This window comes from Ekhidna sp. (assembly GCF_963691765.1).
GTDB lineage: Bacteria > Bacteroidota > Bacteroidia > Cytophagales > Cyclobacteriaceae > Ekhidna.
In genome coordinates this window covers 1627123-1644330 of record NZ_OY829375.1, presented here as the reverse complement: position 1 = coordinate 1644330, position 17208 = coordinate 1627123, and the positions used below count along the sequence as shown (strand labels likewise).

General features: G+C 37.8%; 18 protein-coding genes. 9 read left to right on the top strand and 9 right to left on the bottom strand.

Annotated features, from left to right (window positions below):
* Positions 1 to 20: 20 nt before the first annotated feature.
* Together ACY650_RS07680 and ACY650_RS07675 are read right to left on the bottom strand one after the other, a co-directional pair.
* A complete protein-coding gene (locus ACY650_RS07680; protein WP_462253390.1) occupies positions 21 to 2663 on the bottom strand; it encodes a carboxypeptidase-like regulatory domain-containing protein in 2643 nt (880 codons plus the stop codon).
* A gap of 4 nt (positions 2664 to 2667) precedes the next feature.
* Positions 2668 to 3510: a GLPGLI family protein gene (locus ACY650_RS07675; RefSeq protein WP_462253388.1), complete on the bottom strand. Its 843-nt coding sequence runs from the start codon at positions 3508 to 3510 to the stop codon at positions 2668 to 2670.
* A 114-nt stretch (positions 3511 to 3624) separates the two neighbouring features.
* Here ACY650_RS07675 and ACY650_RS07670 point away from each other — a divergent pair, with 114 nt between their 5' ends.
* Together ACY650_RS07670 and ACY650_RS07665 are read left to right on the top strand one after the other, a co-directional pair.
* Complete coding sequence (locus ACY650_RS07670; protein ID WP_462253386.1) at positions 3625 to 5109, top strand: sensor histidine kinase; 1485 nt, start codon at positions 3625 to 3627, stop codon at positions 5107 to 5109.
* Entirely contained in the window at positions 5106 to 5795 is a 690-nt protein-coding gene (locus ACY650_RS07665; RefSeq protein ID WP_462253384.1) for a response regulator transcription factor, read from the top strand. Before ACY650_RS07670 ends, ACY650_RS07665 begins: the two co-directional genes overlap by 4 nt.
* Positions 5796 to 5801: 6 nt before the next feature.
* Here ACY650_RS07665 and ACY650_RS07660 read toward each other — a convergent pair whose 3' ends face one another.
* Positions 5802 to 6428 carry a hypothetical protein gene (locus tag ACY650_RS07660; RefSeq protein ID WP_462253382.1) on the bottom strand — a complete coding sequence of 209 codons (627 nt, stop codon included), beginning with the start codon at positions 6426 to 6428 and terminating at the stop codon, positions 5802 to 5804.
* A gap of 210 nt (positions 6429 to 6638) precedes the next feature.
* On the opposite strand from ACY650_RS07660, the gene ACY650_RS07655 reads away from it, so the two are divergent.
* Entirely contained in the window at positions 6639 to 7073 is a 435-nt protein-coding gene (locus ACY650_RS07655) for a hypothetical protein (RefSeq protein WP_462253380.1), read from the top strand.
* Here the strand turns inward: ACY650_RS07655 and ACY650_RS07650 are convergent, their stop codons facing one another.
* From ACY650_RS07650 to ACY650_RS07635, 4 genes are all read right to left on the bottom strand, one after another.
* Positions 7074 to 7316, bottom strand: coding sequence for a hypothetical protein (locus ACY650_RS07650; protein WP_462253378.1), 243 nt, complete (start codon positions 7314 to 7316; stop codon positions 7074 to 7076). It lies immediately after the preceding gene.
* Positions 7317 to 7431: 115 nt separating this feature from the next.
* Complete coding sequence (locus ACY650_RS07645; protein ID WP_462253376.1) at positions 7432 to 8238, bottom strand: anti-sigma factor; 807 nt, start codon at positions 8236 to 8238, stop codon at positions 7432 to 7434.
* On the bottom strand, positions 8235 to 8789 hold the full coding sequence (locus ACY650_RS07640) for an RNA polymerase sigma factor (protein WP_462253374.1): 555 nt from the start codon (positions 8787 to 8789) through the stop codon (positions 8235 to 8237). The genes ACY650_RS07645 and ACY650_RS07640 overlap by 4 nt, the downstream gene beginning before the upstream one ends.
* Positions 8790 to 8845: 56 nt before the next feature.
* On the bottom strand, positions 8846 to 10120 hold the full coding sequence (locus ACY650_RS07635) for a hypothetical protein (RefSeq protein WP_462253372.1): 1275 nt from the start codon (positions 10118 to 10120) through the stop codon (positions 8846 to 8848).
* A gap of 18 nt (positions 10121 to 10138) precedes the next feature.
* Between ACY650_RS07635 and ACY650_RS07630 the strand changes: the two genes are divergently transcribed.
* From ACY650_RS07630 to chrA, 6 genes are read left to right on the top strand one after another with little or no spacing between them, the layout of a single operon-like run.
* Entirely contained in the window at positions 10139 to 10459 is a 321-nt protein-coding gene (locus tag ACY650_RS07630; RefSeq protein ID WP_462253370.1) for a 2Fe-2S iron-sulfur cluster-binding protein, read from the top strand.
* Positions 10459 to 11043, top strand: coding sequence for a thymidine kinase (locus ACY650_RS07625; protein WP_462253368.1), 585 nt, complete (start codon positions 10459 to 10461; stop codon positions 11041 to 11043). The genes ACY650_RS07630 and ACY650_RS07625 overlap by 1 nt, the downstream gene beginning before the upstream one ends.
* Positions 10982 to 13162: a type IX secretion system anionic LPS delivery protein PorZ gene (porZ, locus tag ACY650_RS07620; protein ID WP_462253366.1), complete on the top strand. Its 2181-nt coding sequence runs from the start codon at positions 10982 to 10984 to the stop codon at positions 13160 to 13162. Before ACY650_RS07625 ends, porZ begins: the two co-directional genes overlap by 62 nt.
* Positions 13159 to 13836 carry a DNA repair protein RecO gene (gene recO / locus ACY650_RS07615; protein WP_462253364.1) on the top strand — a complete coding sequence of 226 codons (678 nt, stop codon included), beginning with the start codon at positions 13159 to 13161 and terminating at the stop codon, positions 13834 to 13836. The genes porZ and recO overlap by 4 nt, the downstream gene beginning before the upstream one ends.
* A gap of 45 nt (positions 13837 to 13881) precedes the next feature.
* Positions 13882 to 14844 carry an isopenicillin N synthase family dioxygenase gene (locus ACY650_RS07610; RefSeq protein ID WP_462253362.1) on the top strand — a complete coding sequence of 321 codons (963 nt, stop codon included), beginning with the start codon at positions 13882 to 13884 and terminating at the stop codon, positions 14842 to 14844.
* Positions 14844 to 16025 carry a chromate efflux transporter gene (chrA, locus tag ACY650_RS07605; RefSeq protein ID WP_462253360.1) on the top strand — a complete coding sequence of 394 codons (1182 nt, stop codon included), beginning with the start codon at positions 14844 to 14846 and terminating at the stop codon, positions 16023 to 16025. The genes ACY650_RS07610 and chrA overlap by 1 nt, the downstream gene beginning before the upstream one ends.
* Positions 16026 to 16075: 50 nt before the next feature.
* Here the strand turns inward: chrA and ACY650_RS07600 are convergent, their stop codons facing one another.
* On the bottom strand, positions 16076 to 16603 hold the full coding sequence (locus tag ACY650_RS07600) for an OmpH/Skp family outer membrane protein (RefSeq protein WP_462253358.1): 528 nt from the start codon (positions 16601 to 16603) through the stop codon (positions 16076 to 16078).
* Between the two features lie 69 nt (positions 16604 to 16672).
* Complete coding sequence (locus tag ACY650_RS07595; protein ID WP_462253356.1) at positions 16673 to 17206, bottom strand: OmpH/Skp family outer membrane protein; 534 nt, start codon at positions 17204 to 17206, stop codon at positions 16673 to 16675.
* Positions 17207 to 17208 lie beyond the last annotated feature (2 nt).

The following is a 17208-nucleotide window of genomic DNA, read 5'->3' as shown; positions in this document are numbered from 1 at the left end:
TGCCGGGCACACATCGGAGATTATAAGTCGTACATCACCGTAAACAAGCCATACCTCTGCTGGATGTTGTATGAGTAAGTACTGATAAGGTTATTGGAGAAACTATCTCTTCTTACTTCACGGGTATCTAAAAGATTCAAACCCTGAATTTTAAACTCCCACGGACTCTTCTTTTTCCTATAACTCAAGGTTGAGTCTAGTATGTCAAAAGAAGTTTCTTGATTTTGATTTTCATTCACGTACTTATTGAATGCGTATTCAGTTTCAAATCGAAAGCCTTTATAAGTTAAAGTAGTACCAACATTGGGCCTGTGATTGACAAATTTATTGGTCAGTCCGCCGGACGTGTATCGATTGATAGATACCGTATATCCACCGCGGATTGAGAGCTTATTAAAGAGTCTTGCAGACATATTTAATTGATAAGATTGAGTGAAATTGTCATTTTCAATAGTCTGACCCTCGAATTGATTATTCAAGATTGATTGTGCTATTGTCACCATTCCGCTGACTCTAAAATGATCGAAACGCTTCTCTAAGTTTAGATAGCCTCTTGCTACACTGTTTGCCTGCATAGCATTGACTGAGGTAATGACATTTTCTATCCCACTCAATTCCTGATTGTTCGTAAATCCATCTTCGATATACCTATAGTTGATTCCACCGTAGATATTGAAGAAGTTGTACATGTTGAAATTGCGATAGTCTAGTGTGATGTTATGCGAAAATGAAGGTTGCAAGCTGGCATTTCCAAAACTCAAAGTATTGTATGAGTTTAGAATATACCCTTCGGCATAGGCACTTACACCATTGTATTCCAATGACTGATTGTAGTTGAATGTCAAACCATGTGAGCTACCAAAATCATATTCAGCACGGACCTGTGGAAAAATGTACTGCGTATGCTCTGATGATTCACTAGAAGTTCCCACTGTATAGCTATTGAAACTTACTCCTGGGCTTATTGTCAGTTTTTCCCACTTCTTTCTATATGTAAGCCTTGCATATCTATTGGTTATATCTAAATCCTCGTTCAGATCTTCGATATCATCTTGATCGTCATCGAGGTTGGTAATCAAGTTCTGTCGTGATACATTCATGCCAAAAGCGACATTGAAATGGGTAGTCTTATTCAAGATATGATAGTAGTTAAATGCTCCATCAAATCGTTTAGAATTTATCCGTTGATTTTGAGAAAGCTCCAAGGCACCATTAGTTAAAAAGGTATTAAACAATGGTATTTGACTCGATAAGGCACTATTCGTTGGAGTTACTTCTTGATTATAGTTCACCTCTGCAGAAATAATGTTCTTTTCATTCAAGGCATTGAACATTCGAAGTTGATGTCTTTGGCTCTTAGGAGTTCTTTCATTCGCGTCTACCAAATTATTGCTGCCAGACATCTGTTCAGAGTTTCTTATTCCGACCTGATCTATTGTGCTTCGCTTACCAAAAAATGTATAATCTACCTGCAGATTATAGTTTGGGGTATACTTTGCTGAAAAGCGACCAAGTCCAGATTTATTGGCAATAGAGGTTCCGGTAGTAAGCGTCTCCTGAATCGGATCGTCAAGTTGAGTGTACGTTCTTAGTGAATTTGATCCTAGAGTTGCATCATTATCAAAACCTATTAGAAAGCCTGAAACTTGAAACTTGTCTGTAGGTCTGGTTGTGAAATTTAGTGCTCCAAGGCGATTGACAAGGTCGCTGGCTGAATTTCGATCCGTAAGAGGAATTCCTGCGTCTCCAGCATTAAACCTGAATGAAGTACCATTTCTTGCAGCAAGTGAAGCCATACCACCAGACATTCTGAAATAGTCATTCAGAGTCAGCGCTAGCTCACCAACGTTATTACCATCTCCGATAAAATTAATGCTTGTCTTTGGCGCATAGTAAAAGGTATTTGCATGACCGAAATAGCGTTTTTCAGGGCCACCGCCTGCTTCGATATCTCCGAATACGATTCGCTTTTTATCCGCTTTTAGCTCAATGTTCAGTGCCAATCGATCATCATTGTTCAGGCCTTGCATTGGCTGGATGTCATTGAAGTTTTGCAATACTTGCACACGATCGACAACATCAGCGGGAATATTCTTAGTCGCTAGTTTCGTATCTCCTTCAAAAAATTCTTTACCATCGACTAATACCTTCTCTACTCTTTTTCCTTGAACTTCAATGTCACCATTGTCTCGAATATTAAATCCGGGTAGCTCCTCCAATACATCTTCGAGTTTTCTCTCATCACCTTTGGTAAATGCTTCTGCTTTATAGGAGATGGTATCACCTTGTACCATTACAGGCATTTCAGCGACTACCGTTACTTCATCCAACGAACTTACCGACTCCTTCATGATGACCAACAAGGGATCCTCAGATGTTTCTTCAAGTGTTAAGTACTGACTTATGGGAATGTATCCTACAAAAGTCGCTTTCAGTTCATAGACCGTATTCTTCTTTAGCCGTAGTTGGAATGCTCCTTTGACATCTGTCACCGCAAAGGCTTTCATCTCCTTAGTGGTTGTGTCTATGGCCATGACATTTGCAAATGCAATGGGTGCAAAAGTTGAATCTCTAGTTTGACCCTTGAGTAAAACGTGATCCTGAGATCGTGCTGAGAAAATTCCCAGCACGCTCATCAAAAAGATAACTATTAGTCCTTTCATTTTGCTATCCTCCGATACGAATTACACGAGTTTCACCACCATCTCCGGTATCATATTTTTTCATCATTTCCTGAAGCTTCTCATCTCTTATTTGATCCGCTTCTTCGCGAGTTACTCGCTTCCCTTTGCTTGGAACCTCTATTGCGATTGGTTCAGCAGGATTTAACTCTACTTTAGTGCATAAGAAGGTAAAGTTTCCATTTTTAAGCTCAAGGATCAGCCCGGGTAATCCCCATGTATTGGAAGGACCTTGAGATACTGGAATATCTGGTGCGTACCATGCTGTGATCATTGTTGTATCCATCACAGTTTCTGTAGTTTTTTCAGAATCACTCAATGACATGGTCATCTGTTCTGTGATATTCTGATACTCGGCCTTAATTACAGTGTAGTCTCCGATTTTTTTTGTCTCACCAGTGATCTTCCAATTGTAAGTAGGTAATGCATCCTCGATAAGAAATTTCTTTCCAAAAATTTCTGTTTCCTCTAGAAATTGATTCTTACTTGGATTTAGGTAACTAACGGAATTTCCAGTAGAAAATCGAATTTGCATTCCTCCGGTACTAGGTGTACTTGCTGCTGATTCAAGCTCTGCATCCTCCTTCCATGTAGCTTCTTGAAGATTGAATGTAAGTGTATAATCGCGCTGAGACTGTTGCAATAACTGCTTTCTAATCGATTCTTGCATCTCTGGATTCATGTCTGGTCCAGCCACATTTAATGACTCGATGCTCATAGATGATTTGTATTTAGCAATACCTTCAAAATTTTGCTGGCCTATTGCTTTAAATGCAACTCCCACTAGCAGACCTGGTACAAGTGAGATGAGTAATATCGTTTTTCTCATTGTTGTTTTTGTTTTCAGCAAACCAATGAGAATAAGTGCTAACGGACGGTTAAGCAGTGTTAACGAGTGTTAACCAATTAATTCTACCCCAAAAGTGCCACGTATATTTGTATTGTGAATAAGCAATCGTATAGAAATAGCTTGATCTTAATAGTAGTAACCGCGATGGTACTAACTGCCGCTCAGGTCTACTTTACTGTGCAAAATTATGAGGTAAATAAGCAACGCTTCATCAAGGACGTGCAACAGTCTTTGAATACCAGTATTGAGAATTACTTTGCCGGAAAAGCTAAAAACAGCATTTATATTCTTGGAGAAAGCTCTTTAGATACTGTAATAGGTGGAAAAAGTTCAATTGCGATTACTTCTCGAATTAGTGACGTGGATAGCATTCTTCGGATAGTTACTGATAGTCAATCGATCTCTGGTTCTGGGTTTTCACATGTTTGGTCCAGTTCTTCACTTAAACCAGACTCCTTAAATATTGACTCGATCTTTCATTCAAGTAATGAAAGATCATTCCAACAACTCAGATTCACTTCCAGACTGGATACTTCCAGAGCGCGTGAATTGCAATTTCTGACTCAAAAGGTGATGGTATCGATTAGTGAAGACTTATTGGATCTGGGAGCACTCTATACTGAGTTTGAAAAAGAGCTTAAAAGTAAAAATTTGAATTTTAGATTCGCTTTAAAACAAGATTTTCAAGGTCGTAAAACTTCGATTGGTAGTGTTGAGGGCGATAACTACCTGACGACTCAAGCAAACTCTGTTTTCTTAGGCGACTTCAATCTTATTTCAACGGATTTTGAAAATGCTACGCTCATTATTTTAAAAAATGGAATTGGTGAGTTGGTGCTGTCAGCATTATTAATTGCATTGGTCATTGGAACACTTATTCACTTGTACAAGACCATTAATAAACAGAAGCAACTAGCAGCAATTAAAGACGATTTAATTAGTAATATCACCCATGAATTCAAGACTCCAATTGCAACAATATTTTCGGCACTTGAAGGGGTCACTAGTTTCAATGAAAACAACGATCAAGAAAAGACAAAGCGCTACCTAGAACTATCAACGGATCAACTGCACAAGCTGAATGATATGGTAGAAAAAATGCTGGAAACAGCAACGATTGATCAAGGAAAATTGACTTTGAATAAAGAAGAGGTAGAGGTAGTCTCATGGACCAAAGAAGTAGTGAAGCAATTCCAATTAATTGAGGGAGACAAGTCGATAGTTTTTGATTCAAAATTGGGAGAAGCTTTAAGCAATTTGGACAGATTCCATTTTGAAAATACACTATCAAATCTGCTTGATAATGCAATCAAGTATGGGGGTAAAAATATTTCTGTCCGACTCCTAAAAAATGATCAAAAAATTGTTTGGGAGGTAGAAGATGATGGTGCCAATCTACCCCAGTCTGAGAAGAATAAAGTCTTTGATAAACTCTATCGTATCCCTACTGGCAATCAACATGATGTGAAGGGTTTTGGAATAGGGCTTTACTATTCTAAAACAATTGTTGAGCTGCATGGAGGTGAGATTTCGCTTGATAATTCGGGCGATAGAACATTATTTAGAATTATGATATGACTCAAAAAGTCACCAAAATATTGTTAGCTGAAGATGAAGCTGCTCTAGGAATGATCATTCAGGAAAGCTTAGAATCAAGAGGTTTTGAAGTGGTATTCTGCAAAGATGGGCATGAAGCTAGCCTAGCTTATGAGGCAGAAAGTCCTGATATCATGGTTTTGGATGTTATGATGCCGAAACTTGATGGTTTTTCACTAGTTAAACAAGTCAGAAAAAAGGACCAGTTTATTCCAATAATTTTTCTGACAGCTAAATCAAGAACTGAAGATGTGGTAGAAGGGTTTGGCTATGGCGCCAATGACTACCTTAAGAAACCTTTTAGCATGGAGGAATTGATCGTTAGAATTCATGCTTTGCTCAATAGAAAAGCCCAGCGCAATTCAAACGAAGAAGAGGAGATCGGTGAGTACATATTTGATTGCCAAAAACAGACTCTTGTTTTTAAGCCTACCGGAAAAGAGGAAAGATTAACGCATAGAGAGGCTCATCTACTTGACGCGTTAATAAAAAATACCAACGAGCTAACCGACCGTCAGGAAATTTTAAACTCTCTTTGGGGTAATGACGACTTTTTCAATGCACGTAGCATGGACGTTTTTATAAGTAAGCTTCGAAAAAAGCTTGCTCAAGATGAGTCCATTCAAATAATTAATGTGAGAGGATACGGATATAAGTTGGTTGTCTGACTCTTCTTAGATAGCCACTGAACTTGGATCTTGAATGGTTCTTGCAGAAAGATATCCTAAGTAAAAGTCTGTGTTTGATTTCCTGAACCTCTTCATGACGTTGTCTAGTCTTGTCATTACATTTTTGCCTTTGAAAAGAAAATCGTTGAGATCTTTGGCATCTGATCTTGCCGCAATTTCATAGAAACGTGGTCTGCCTTTTTCATCTTGATATGCACAGAAGAGGAGTTTTGCATCTTCAATTTGATCCTTTGTCATTCCATAGTCTGACATATTATCAACATTCTCTTCGAGTAGATCAATGATATTACGAGTCATATTCTCAAATTCTTCTCCTGGTAATCGTAAGTAATCTGCTTTTGAGTTACTTGCTGCCTCTAAGAGTGCTTTATTGCCTGTATCCTCTGCATAGGCTTCCAATACATCATCTAAGATGTCCATACGTTCTGCTACTTGATTTTTCAGTTTTGTAACCGAGGGACTAACAAACATCTGGGATACTTCTTTACTATCAGCGGAGGTTCGAATTAGATCAAGCAATGATGCTAAATCTGCTTTGTAAGAACTTGAAATCGGGATTGCTGTCCAGACAGACGTATTTGCGTCAAGATATTCATTTGTCTTTCGCATCATTTCTAACGTGTTGATTTGTCTCTTGTTCACTGGCTAAAAATTTCCGCAATAGTAATTATCGAGCTATATGAAGCATAAGAGGGCTCGTTTACTATCGGTATACAACTGGCTATAGAATTACTTTAGAAAGACATAATTGCATTTAATATTGTTGAAGCTTCTCAGTAGTAGTTACTGGTTTTAGTTAGATTGCCAGTCAAGAATTTCCCTATGAGTGTAATAAAAGAAATCTATGATATTTCTAAGAGTGCTGCAGCACTAAAGCAAAAACGCGGAGCCTTAAAGCGGGCCTTGAGAACGGAACTTAAACTCAATCATAAATTTTTGCAAGATGTGAAGGTGAAGGGATTGTCTGATGCCAGAAGAGTTGAATTAATCGGTATGTTGGAAATAGATGAATTAACTGCCGCTGTTAAATTTGAAATCCCCTATGCCTTGCTTTCGAACAAAAAGGTTGATGAAGATCTAGCTGATAGATACCGTGTCAAACCTTTGGTTGGATTTAAAATTGGAGATCTTATAGAAAACCTTTATTTAATGATTTCCTATTTGAAAAAGGATCACAATAATCCGAGAATTCATCTAAATCTCAGACTTATAAACATCTATAAGTACAATGGTGTATTAATAGATTTGTTGAAGTAATCAGTCTGTCTTTTTTACTTTCTGATTGCCGGTGATCGCATCAATCATACGAACGTAGCTCACTTTATTCCCAGAATGCTGAGATACATAAAAGTACTGTAACCCTTCAAGGACAACATCACACTTTCCTAATTCATAACGGTGTGCTATTACTTCATCGCCTTCAAGTATTTGAACGCCTTCTTCGTCAAGCAATACAGGAGGTAATTTTTCTTTGGGTTTCTTTTTGAATATTCCGAACATCTAAAACTATCGGCTTTAAAGCGTGCAATACTAGTTTGAAATAAGAAGAATGTGAATTGGTGGAGGAGTTAATTAGCAATTAGTGGCGCAGAAACGTCAACTGATCCAAAATCAATCATACATTTCCAATTACCTGCATTGTTTCTAAAGAAGGATTTTCACTCCCACCTCTAGGTTCTACTGTTACTGCAAATGCAGCGGTATTTGGAGCGGCATTTTTCATTTGAACCAGCAAACCATTGCTTGCTGAGTCAAACACGCCAACATCGACAGGTTTACCATCAATTATTGCCCATAATTGATACTGTTGGTCTTTTGACAATTCTTTGAGGTTTTGAATGCTTAGATATACTGCTGCAGATGTTTCATTCCAATAGACTGTTGCTAGAGCTTCAGGTGAATTTTCTGTGCCATTCAGAGTTACTCTTTTGAACGCAGAATTATTCATTATACTGACAGCATTTTGAATTTTTCCTAATTGCTGATTTACGTGATTATAGTTATCAGCGAACTGCTCATTTTGTGCAATAAGGGTTGATAATCGATCTTCTGCGGATTGCCACTTGCTCCAGTAGTTAAAAGCCATAAATGCAGATCCAATTGCGACTATTATAGAAGCTGCCGCAGCGAGTTTTAAAAACCCGAAAGATTCTTTGGATTTCATTTCAATGACTGGAGCTTCTTTCTCAATGTTAGGTTCGTTTGCAATCTTAGCCACCAACTTATCCTTTATATCAGAAGGAGGGTTTACAGCTGTAGCAAATGCAAGTGCCTCTATAGACAGCTCTATTTTTTGAAGTTCCTCCTTGATCTCAGGATGTTGGGACGCAGCATTTTCTACCTCAGTACGCTCAGTCGGAGTGAGCTCATCCATCACATAGGATTCCAGGGTTCCTGACGATATGTACTCTTCGATGTTCACTCTATTTGCAATACTGTTCTTATATTTTTCAACGCCATTTTAAGACGCGTTTTTATTGTACCAAGAGGAATATCAAATTCCTTCGAAATTTCTGATTGGGTGTAGCCTTTAAAATAGACCATCTCTAATATGAACTGTTCTTCTTCACGCAAGGATTTTAACATCTCCTTCAAACCGATAGTATCAACACTGAGGTGGCTTAGATTATCGCGCTCTATTCCAGATACGTAAGTTTCTATATTGGCGGTTTTCCCTGCCTTCTTCATTTCTTTAGATCGCAATCTATCAATCGCAAGATTCCTGCTGATATTCACCATCCAGGTAAAAAAACGCCCTTTAGAAGAATCATACTGTTCAATCTTATCCCAAAACTTCATGAAAGCATCTTGCAAAACTTCCTGTGCTACGTCCTCATCGTTAATAATTCGACTGATCGATCCGTAAATCGCCGCTGAATAATGATCATACAAGTAGCTAAATGCTTCTGCTTCTCGCGCTTTAATGCGAATAACAAGCTGATCTTGATCGATTTGGTGATTAGCAGGATTCAAATTTATTTGAGATGAAGATCAGCTTTCGTTGATGCTTCACTATGAATGATAAATAGCTATCTAAATTTTCTGAAAAGAACTTTTAAGAATTCTTTTACTTCATCTGATTGCATGTCCCATTCATTGTGCTTGGCATAGCCTTGAACAAGAAACTCGACAGACTCGTCAAAAGAATGATAGTCTTCAAGTTCTGTTAGCGCATTTTCAAATTCATGTTTATCATTTCTGAATAATTCCTTGATAAACATATATCGATGATTTAAAGAAATTAACTCTAAAATGCCTCCTTCTTTGCTAGAAGTAGTTTTCAGATGGTCTGCTACAGTCTCTTCTTCTTTTTCAAACTGTTTATTGATTGTTTCCTCTGGAAAGTCATCTTCTTTGTCCTCATCTTCGAGCATAACTGGAGGCCTTACTTCTCTCTTAGGCTCTTCTTCTTTCGGTTGTTCCTTGATTTCCTCTTGCTCAACCGCTTCTTCAGCTGTCTCTACTTCTTCAGAAGATTCCACTTCCTCTATCTGCTCGGGTTTGGCGGATAAATCTTCATCAAAGTCTTCCTCTATCATCGCATCATCATCGGTACTCATTTCGATATTGATGTTTTCCTTATTGGCATCGGGCGCTGTTTTTCTTGGCCTTGGTCGTTCCTCAACGAGGTCTTCTTCTCCAGGCTCAAATAAATCGTCTTCATCAAATTCGTCCATTTCAGGATCATCTGAGAATATTTTTTCAGAAGTGATTTCTAATATGTCCGTTAAAAGTGCACACTCTTCATTTACAGCATCAAGCGTGTCAAAATCATCAAATTCTTCTGGCAACTCATCGATCACATCATCGATCGTGAGCCCTTTCATATCTGACAAAAAGTTCTGAATCTCTTTTTTGTGAATTTTCAAATACTTGACAGTTCCTTCTACTGACTTTTCTTTAATAGTTTCTACGCCTCTGCTGTCAAGATCTATTTCTACATAAGCTTGAGGCATGGCAGCCAAGTAGATGGTGTCTTTAACCGCATGATTAAGTAGCGTTTCAAACTTTTCTTTATTGATTTCAATGTGTTGAGACAGCACATTCATGAATTGAATCATTGCTTGTCTCACTTCTTCATGTTTGTAGTTGAAGAATGGGCTTTCCAGTTTTTTAGTTTCTTCTTGCCAATACCTGAATAGCAACTTGATCACGAAGAAGTTGACTTGTTTAGAAGGGGTGACTTTTAATATTTCTTTTCCTGTAATGACCTCTTTTCCATCTTTAAAAAAATCGGCAGTTACTTTCGAAGCAAATTTCTCACAATAGCCGTCTATAAAGTCTTCGTTTAGTTTCTTTTGCATCTTGAAATAATTGATGGTATGCCTACTGTAGTAATAGCCAACCTAAAGAGTAAATCTATTCATTGTGATGATAAAAGGGAAAGTTTGCTCAACATTTTGCTCACATCAACCGACTGGATGCACGCTTGTGGAGCCAAAGGCAGATGTACAACTTGCAAAGCAAAAATCCTGAATGGGCATCACAATCTAAGCGAACGATCAAAAGCGGAGGAGCAGTATTTGAAATTGAATAAATTGCAAGAGGATGAGCGCCTAACTTGTCAAACTTATCTTTCAGGAGATGTGACGATTTTTGCTCCAAAAGAAACACAATTATCACATTTGACATACTCTGATTAATGTTTGTAGAACCCCATATCGGTAAAGGAACTCTTAGAAGAGGAGGATGGATAGAAGTAGTTTGCGGATCTATGTTTTCCGGTAAGACGGAAGAGCTTATTAGAAGGTTAAATAGGGCCATGCTTGCAAATCAACATGTGGAAATATTTAAGCCAGCTGTTGATAAGCGGTATGATAAGGTGAAAATCGTTTCTCATAAAGACTCTTCCATCCCTTCATCACCAGTAAATTTTGCTAATGATATATTGCTTAGAGCTGGTCAATGTGAAGTCGTAGGCATTGATGAGGCCCAATTTTTTGATATGGAAATTGTTAGTGTTGCCAATGAGTTAGCTAATCAGGGTAAACGAGTAATAATTGCAGGTTTAGATATGGATTTTAAAGGTGTTCCGTTTAAACCTATGGACTCTTTGATGGCCACTGCTGAATACATTACTAAAGTACATGCTGTGTGTATGAAGTGCGGAAATGTTGCTTCATATTCTCATAGACGTACTAAATCTAAACAAACAATAGTTTTAGGTGAAAAGGATATTTATGAAGCTCTTTGCAGATCTTGCTTCTTTGAGGCGGTTAACTCTTAGTAGCGCTGCCGTTTTCTTTAGTTTGTTGACATTTTCTCAGAATATTGCTGTAGGAACTTGGCGTACTCACTTTAGTTATAATAATGCACAACATCTCATTACTACTTCAGATAAGATCTTTTGTGCGACCGCTTTTGGATTATTCTCTCGTGAAATTGAAACTGGGACAACGCGAAAACTATCAAAAATTGATGGCTTATCAGATATTGGGGTATCAGCGATTTCCTACAATGAAAATGCCAATGTGCTTGTTATCGGGTACCAATCGGGTTTTATTGACTTCATTTATGAAGATGAGATTATTGGCATATCTGATATCGCCCTGAGCAATTTGGAGGGCGACAAGACCATTAACGAAATAGCATTTGACAATTCAAATACATATTTAGCAACAGATTTGGGAGTAATTGTGATAAGGACATCCACTGCTGAAATCGTCGAAAATTATGTTCAAATTGGATCAAATGGGATAAGTGTTAGTGTGCTTGATATTGAAGTTAAAAACGACTCACTTTTCGTTATGACTGAAGAAGGGATACAGTCAGGAATGCTTTCAGCCAATCTTCTTGATTTTAGTAGTTGGACGATGTATCTATCAACAGGGTCATTTACAAATCTGATTCAGGTAGGTAATGAATTATACGCACTATCTGGTTTAGACTTATTTAGGTTTTCTTCGGGTTGGATTGATTCCGGGATTGATCTCCCAGCGGGAGCTACAAGGCTTTTCGAACTCAATGAAGTGCTTGCATCTGCTTCTTCAGGAACAATATATCAGCTGGACAATACCGGTTTTAGTACGATTTTATCGACTCCTGCAGAAAACATAAATGGAGTAGTAGAGTTAGGCGGATCAATTTTTATCGCAGATGACGAACTAGGGCTCGTGAATCCTACAGGAGAATCTTTATCTCCAGATGGTCCATTATCGGATGATTTCTCCAATATCAGACTATTATCCAATCAGCTATATGGGTTTCATGCACCATCTCCATTAACATTTGAAGGTGATGATCAAGAATTATCGTTTTCTGTCTTTGTGGATGGTCAGTGGGAAAATCAGACAATCCAAGATTTCACTAACGTCTCGGATGTTGCAAGTTATAATGGCAGTCTATACTTCTCTTCAATAGGTGATGGCATATACGATGAATTGAATGAAACCATAATTTCTGACATACCTAATAGCTCAGTTCAATTAGATACAGTTATTGCATCATTAGCAAGCGGTTCTTCGTTATGGATTTCATCATTTGGTAATGACAACCCGATTCATTTAATGGATCAAGATCAGAATTGGACATCTTTTTCTTCTACTTTTTTAGGTCAAGACGAATACTTAACTATCGATGTATCGAATTTGGGAATCGGTTGGTTGGGTGCCACTACTGGGCTTATTACAGTATTAGACCCTGAGGAAGTTCAAGCAGATCAAATCAGTACTTCTGATGGATTACCTTCTTCATTTATAGATGTAGACATAAGTGTTGAAGACAATGCATGGGTTGCAACATCAAGAGGTCCTGCGTTATTTGCAGATGCCTCGTTCATTTTTTTCGACTCAAATGGGATTAGACCAACTTTCGATGGCCGTACATTATTCGAAGGAGAACAGATCAATGCGGTAATGACAGACGGAGGAAATAGAATTTGGTTTGGAACCAATAGTGGCCTTTGGGTTTTTGATGAAAACACCTCAGAGCAAGTAGCTGTATTTACTGAAGCAAATAGCCCGCTGCCGTCGGATCAAATTATTCAATTAGAATACAATGGAAGTAATGGAGAAGTATTCATTTTGACAGCTCGTGGAATGGTGTCCTTTAGAAGTTCATCTTCTATTGGTAGCAGAAGACATAGTAACGTGAATATTTTTCCAAATCCAGTTCGTCCAGACTATCAAGGTTTGGTTGGTTTAACAGGGCTGACAAATAATGCCTCCGTAAAAGTGACTGACGTAAAAGGGAACCTTGTTACGGAGTTAAAAGCTAATGGTGGTACGGCATCATGGAACCTTAAAGATGTACGAGGATCAAACGTTAATACAGGGATTTATCTGTTTTTCAGCTCTGATTCAGCTGGTGAAGAAACGTATGTGGGAAAAATCGCGGTGGTGCGATGATAGTAAAGTCTAAGGGCATTGTATTAAGCTACATGAAGTATGGTGATACCTCAATTATTGCCAGGATATTTACGGAAGAAGGCGGATATGGATCATATATAGTAAATTCAATTAGGAGTCAAAAGTCGAAAAAAAGCATCGGCTATTTTCAACCTTTCACAATACTTGATTTAATTCTGTATGTGAAAGAGACGCGCGATTTACAGCGAGTTTCCGAGTTCAAGAGCCATTATCCGCTGCATCACATTCATCAAGATTTGATGAAAAGTTCAATTACATTATTTCTGACAGAGGTCTTTTCAAAGCTTTTACAATCGGAACAATCCCCAAACCCTGAGTTGTACGCTTTTGCAGAAGATTCTATTAAAATTTTTGATCAGCTAAAAGATGGTGTTAGCAATTTTCATCTTCAATTTTTACTTAAGATTGGCCCATTTTTAGGATATGCAATAGATGATATCGATAATGTATATAGCTCAACCAATCGGCTCTCACCCTCAAATGAGAATCAGGAAATTATGGACATGCTTATGAAAGAGTCATATGGATATGAAACGAAAATGACGCGAGAGGCTAGAAATGATATGCTAGATGGTATTCTTGAATATTATCAGCATCATGCACACATTGCTAAACCTAAATCTCTAGAGGTGTTAAGGAGTGTTCTTAATTGATTTACTTTGTATTCTGGACTAAATTGTAGGTCTAATTACCGAGACATGGCAGATATACTTTACAACGAAATACCGTCGCTTGACTTGGCGGATTTTACTAGTGGAACAAGAGAGCAAAAAGAGGAATTTGTAAAGTCACTAGGGCAAGCTTATACAAATATTGGATTCGTTTCTATTAAGAATCATGGACTTTCTGATGAATTGACTGAAAATTTATATTCTTCTGTAGAAAAATTCTTCAGATTGGAAGATCATGTAAAGCTAGCGTATGAGAAGAAGGAACTAGCGGGACAAAGAGGTTACATTAGTAAAGGTCGAGAGAAAGCGAAAGGAAGAAATACGGGAGATTTGAAAGAGTTTTTTCATGTTGGCCAACCTAAAGAAAATCAGCGTGAGGATTACCCTGATAATATATGGCCTGGTGAAGTGCCTGAGTTAGAAATTTATACTTCAGAGGCCTATCAAACATTATTGCAAGCAGGAATCAATATGTTAAGGGCAATTGCTCTATTCCTTGAATTACCTGAAAATTATTTTGATGAAAAAGTAAAAGAGGGTAACAGCATATTGAGACCCATTCATTATTTCCCAATAGATAATCCTGATGAATTGCCACCTGATGCGGTGCGTGCAGCAGAGCACGGAGATATTAATCTTATCACTTTACTAATGGGTGCTAGTGCAGATGGCCTTCAGGTATTGAGGATGGATGGAGAGTGGATTCCTATTACAGCTTTGCCAGATCAAATCGTTGTGAATGTTGGAGATATGCTTGAAAGACATACCAATGGCAAGTTGAAGTCTACAATACATCGAGTGGTAAATCCGCCTCGAGAACTGATGCATACTTCTCGATTCTCAATACCCTTTTTCATGCATCCAGTTTCAGAAATGGATCTTTCATGTCTAGATGGATGTATTGACGATGAACATCCTAAATCATTTGAAAATATCACAGCAGGAGAATTTCTTGATGAAAGATTGAAAGAAATAGGATTAAAAGCGTAATGTCAGTACGTAGAGTCCGTAATATAATTTATCTAAAAGATGTTTTGCTGTTGTCCTTGACTGGTTTTGGAGGACCACAAGGGCACTTTGGGATGTTTTTAGATTTGTTTGTTTCAAAAAGAGGATACCTGACTGAAGAAGATCTCATAGAGTTATATGCGCTTTGTCAAATCTTACCAGGCCCTACTTCAACGCAAACCATAACTGCGCTAGGTTATAAAATTGGAGGGCCAAATCTAGCTTACTTAACCCTGTTTATTTGGGCGCTACCGGCAATCTCAATAATGACAGCATTTGCCATTTTTGTGACTTCGGCTGAAGAGTTACAAATATCACTTGAGTTTTTGCGCTTCATAGAACCAATAGCTGTTGGAATTGTTGCGTACTCCTCGTATAAGATAGCTGTCAAAGTGGTGAATACGAAGGTAGGATTTGGTTTAATGATATTATCAGCAATAGCGTCCTATATTTTAAAATCACCTTACGCTTTCCCTGCTTTAATCATTTTTGGCGGTTTGGCCACTACTTGGAAATACAAGAGTCAGCCAATTGAAGAGAAGGAAAAGATCAATATTAATTGGTCAAATCTCATTCTTTGGATTTCTGTTTTGATAGTCGCTGCAATTTTAGGGGGAGTTACTCAGCTCCAACCAATAAAGACTTTTGAAAATTTCTATAGAAATGGAAGCCTCATCTTTGGAGGAGGCCAGGTATTGGTGCCATTGCTCTATACTGAATTTGTTGAGTTTAAAAAGTTTCTTACTTCACAAGAGTTTATTTCAGGATACGGGTTTGTCCAAGCGATTCCAGGCCCTGTATTTTCTTTTAGTGGGTATGTTGGAGCGGTATCTGCAAAAGAATATGGTATTCTGGGGCAGCTTATTGGATCTAGTATGGCAGTTGCAGGTATTTTTCTGCCAGGTACTTTTTTGATTTTCTTCGTGATTCGCTTTTGGGAGCAACTTAAAAAGTATCGTATCGTCAAAGCATCTCTTGAAGGAATAACTGCTGTGAGTGCAGGAATGGTGATTGCAGCCGCATTCTTGCTTTTTATGCCGATGGATCAGAAAATTATCAATTACGTATTGCTACTAAGTACTGTTGGTATGATGCAGTTTACAAAAGTCCCTACTCCTCTCATTGTTTTAGCTGGGCTTATTTTCGGAATTGTGATTTCATAAAAAAACCTCACCGTTTACCGGTGAGGTTTTTATTTCTATTTTTTACTGGCTTATTCCCCAGCTGGAGGATTAATACCTAATTTTTTCAATACGAGATTTGTTACGTTGTCTTCTTCTCGTGCATAAAGAAGAATACTTTGACCACTAGCAGTCATGTTGAAAACATGCGTATATCCGTTTTCTTTTGAAATCTGCTCAATGGCTGTACCAATTTTTTCAAATGCAGGTTGGAGAAGTTGATTTCTTTTTTGAAGCATCGAATTTTGTGCATTCTGCTCAAATTCTTGAATTGATTGCTGAAGGTTAACAATTTCACTCTCCTTATCAGCTCTTACAACTTCAGTATAAGACTCAGCGTTTTGCTGATATTCTGCAACTTTTGCCTGATAGTCTGCATATTTAGCTTCAAGTTGAGTAGACAGTTGCTTATCATAACCTGCAAGTTCACTTTCAATTTGTTTTGCTTCTGGCATTAGGCTCAAAACATACTCTACGTTTGTATAGCCTACTTTTAACTGCGCCATCACTCCAAATCCTATCACAGCAAGGGCAGTACTTAGTAAAATTCTAACTTTCATAATCAATTAACTTTTCGTTTTATGGTTTGGACATGTGTCCATTGGTTTTATAAGATTCAATTTTTGTGCTTAATTATTGTCAACGCTCTGATTTTCTACCAATCCAAGATCTTCCAGTACGAAATCTGTATAATCATGGATTGGATCGGTATAAATCATCACTAAATCTCCAGACTTGTCAAATACTATTTGAAGTCTGCTGTTCTTTGCAACACGCTCAACAGCATCGAAGACTTGATCTTGAACCGGCTTCACCAGTTCTTTCTTTTTAAGGAAATAAAGACCATCAAATCCAAATATTGATTGTTGATACTCCTTTACCTCGTTCCATTTTCTTTCAATCTCAGCGTTTCGATCCTCCCACATTTCCTTGGTAAGCAAAACTTCTTCCGCTTTTAACTCTACTTCAAGAGCCTCTACCTGTTGATAAAGGTCCTGTATTTCTTTTTCCCACCCTTTAGCACGCTTCTCAATTTCTGCTTGTGCCTCTTTATACTCTGGCATCTTTTCCAAGATATATTGAGTGTCTACGTATCCAAATTTTTGCGCAAATGTAACTGAGCTTAAAAACAGTCCAAAAAGTAGTAGGGTTAACTTTTTCATAA

Coding starts and splice junctions, on each gene's coding strand:
- ACY650_RS07635 (WP_462253372.1), bottom strand. CDS start 10,120: ATGCAAAAGAAACTAAACGAAGACTTTATAGACGGCTATTGTGAGAAA.
- ACY650_RS07610 (WP_462253362.1), top strand. CDS start 13,882: ATGGCAGATATACTTTACAACGAAATACCGTCGCTTGACTTGGCGGAT.
- ACY650_RS07680 (WP_462253390.1), bottom strand. CDS start 2,663: ATGAAAGGACTAATAGTTATCTTTTTGATGAGCGTGCTGGGAATTTTC.
- ACY650_RS07665 (WP_462253384.1), top strand. CDS start 5,106: ATGACTCAAAAAGTCACCAAAATATTGTTAGCTGAAGATGAAGCTGCT.
- ACY650_RS07675 (WP_462253388.1), bottom strand. CDS start 3,510: ATGAGAAAAACGATATTACTCATCTCACTTGTACCAGGTCTGCTAGTG.
- ACY650_RS07630 (WP_462253370.1), top strand. CDS start 10,139: ATGCCTACTGTAGTAATAGCCAACCTAAAGAGTAAATCTATTCATTGT.
- ACY650_RS07650 (WP_462253378.1), bottom strand. CDS start 7,316: ATGTTCGGAATATTCAAAAAGAAACCCAAAGAAAAATTACCTCCTGTA.
- ACY650_RS07660 (WP_462253382.1), bottom strand. CDS start 6,428: ATGATGCGAAAGACAAATGAATATCTTGACGCAAATACGTCTGTCTGG.
- recO (WP_462253364.1), top strand. CDS start 13,159: ATGATAGTAAAGTCTAAGGGCATTGTATTAAGCTACATGAAGTATGGT.
- ACY650_RS07600 (WP_462253358.1), bottom strand. CDS start 16,603: ATGAAAGTTAGAATTTTACTAAGTACTGCCCTTGCTGTGATAGGATTT.
- chrA (WP_462253360.1), top strand. CDS start 14,844: ATGTCAGTACGTAGAGTCCGTAATATAATTTATCTAAAAGATGTTTTG.
- ACY650_RS07625 (WP_462253368.1), top strand. CDS start 10,459: ATGTTTGTAGAACCCCATATCGGTAAAGGAACTCTTAGAAGAGGAGGA.
- ACY650_RS07595 (WP_462253356.1), bottom strand. CDS start 17,206: ATGAAAAAGTTAACCCTACTACTTTTTGGACTGTTTTTAAGCTCAGTT.
- ACY650_RS07655 (WP_462253380.1), top strand. CDS start 6,639: ATGAGTGTAATAAAAGAAATCTATGATATTTCTAAGAGTGCTGCAGCA.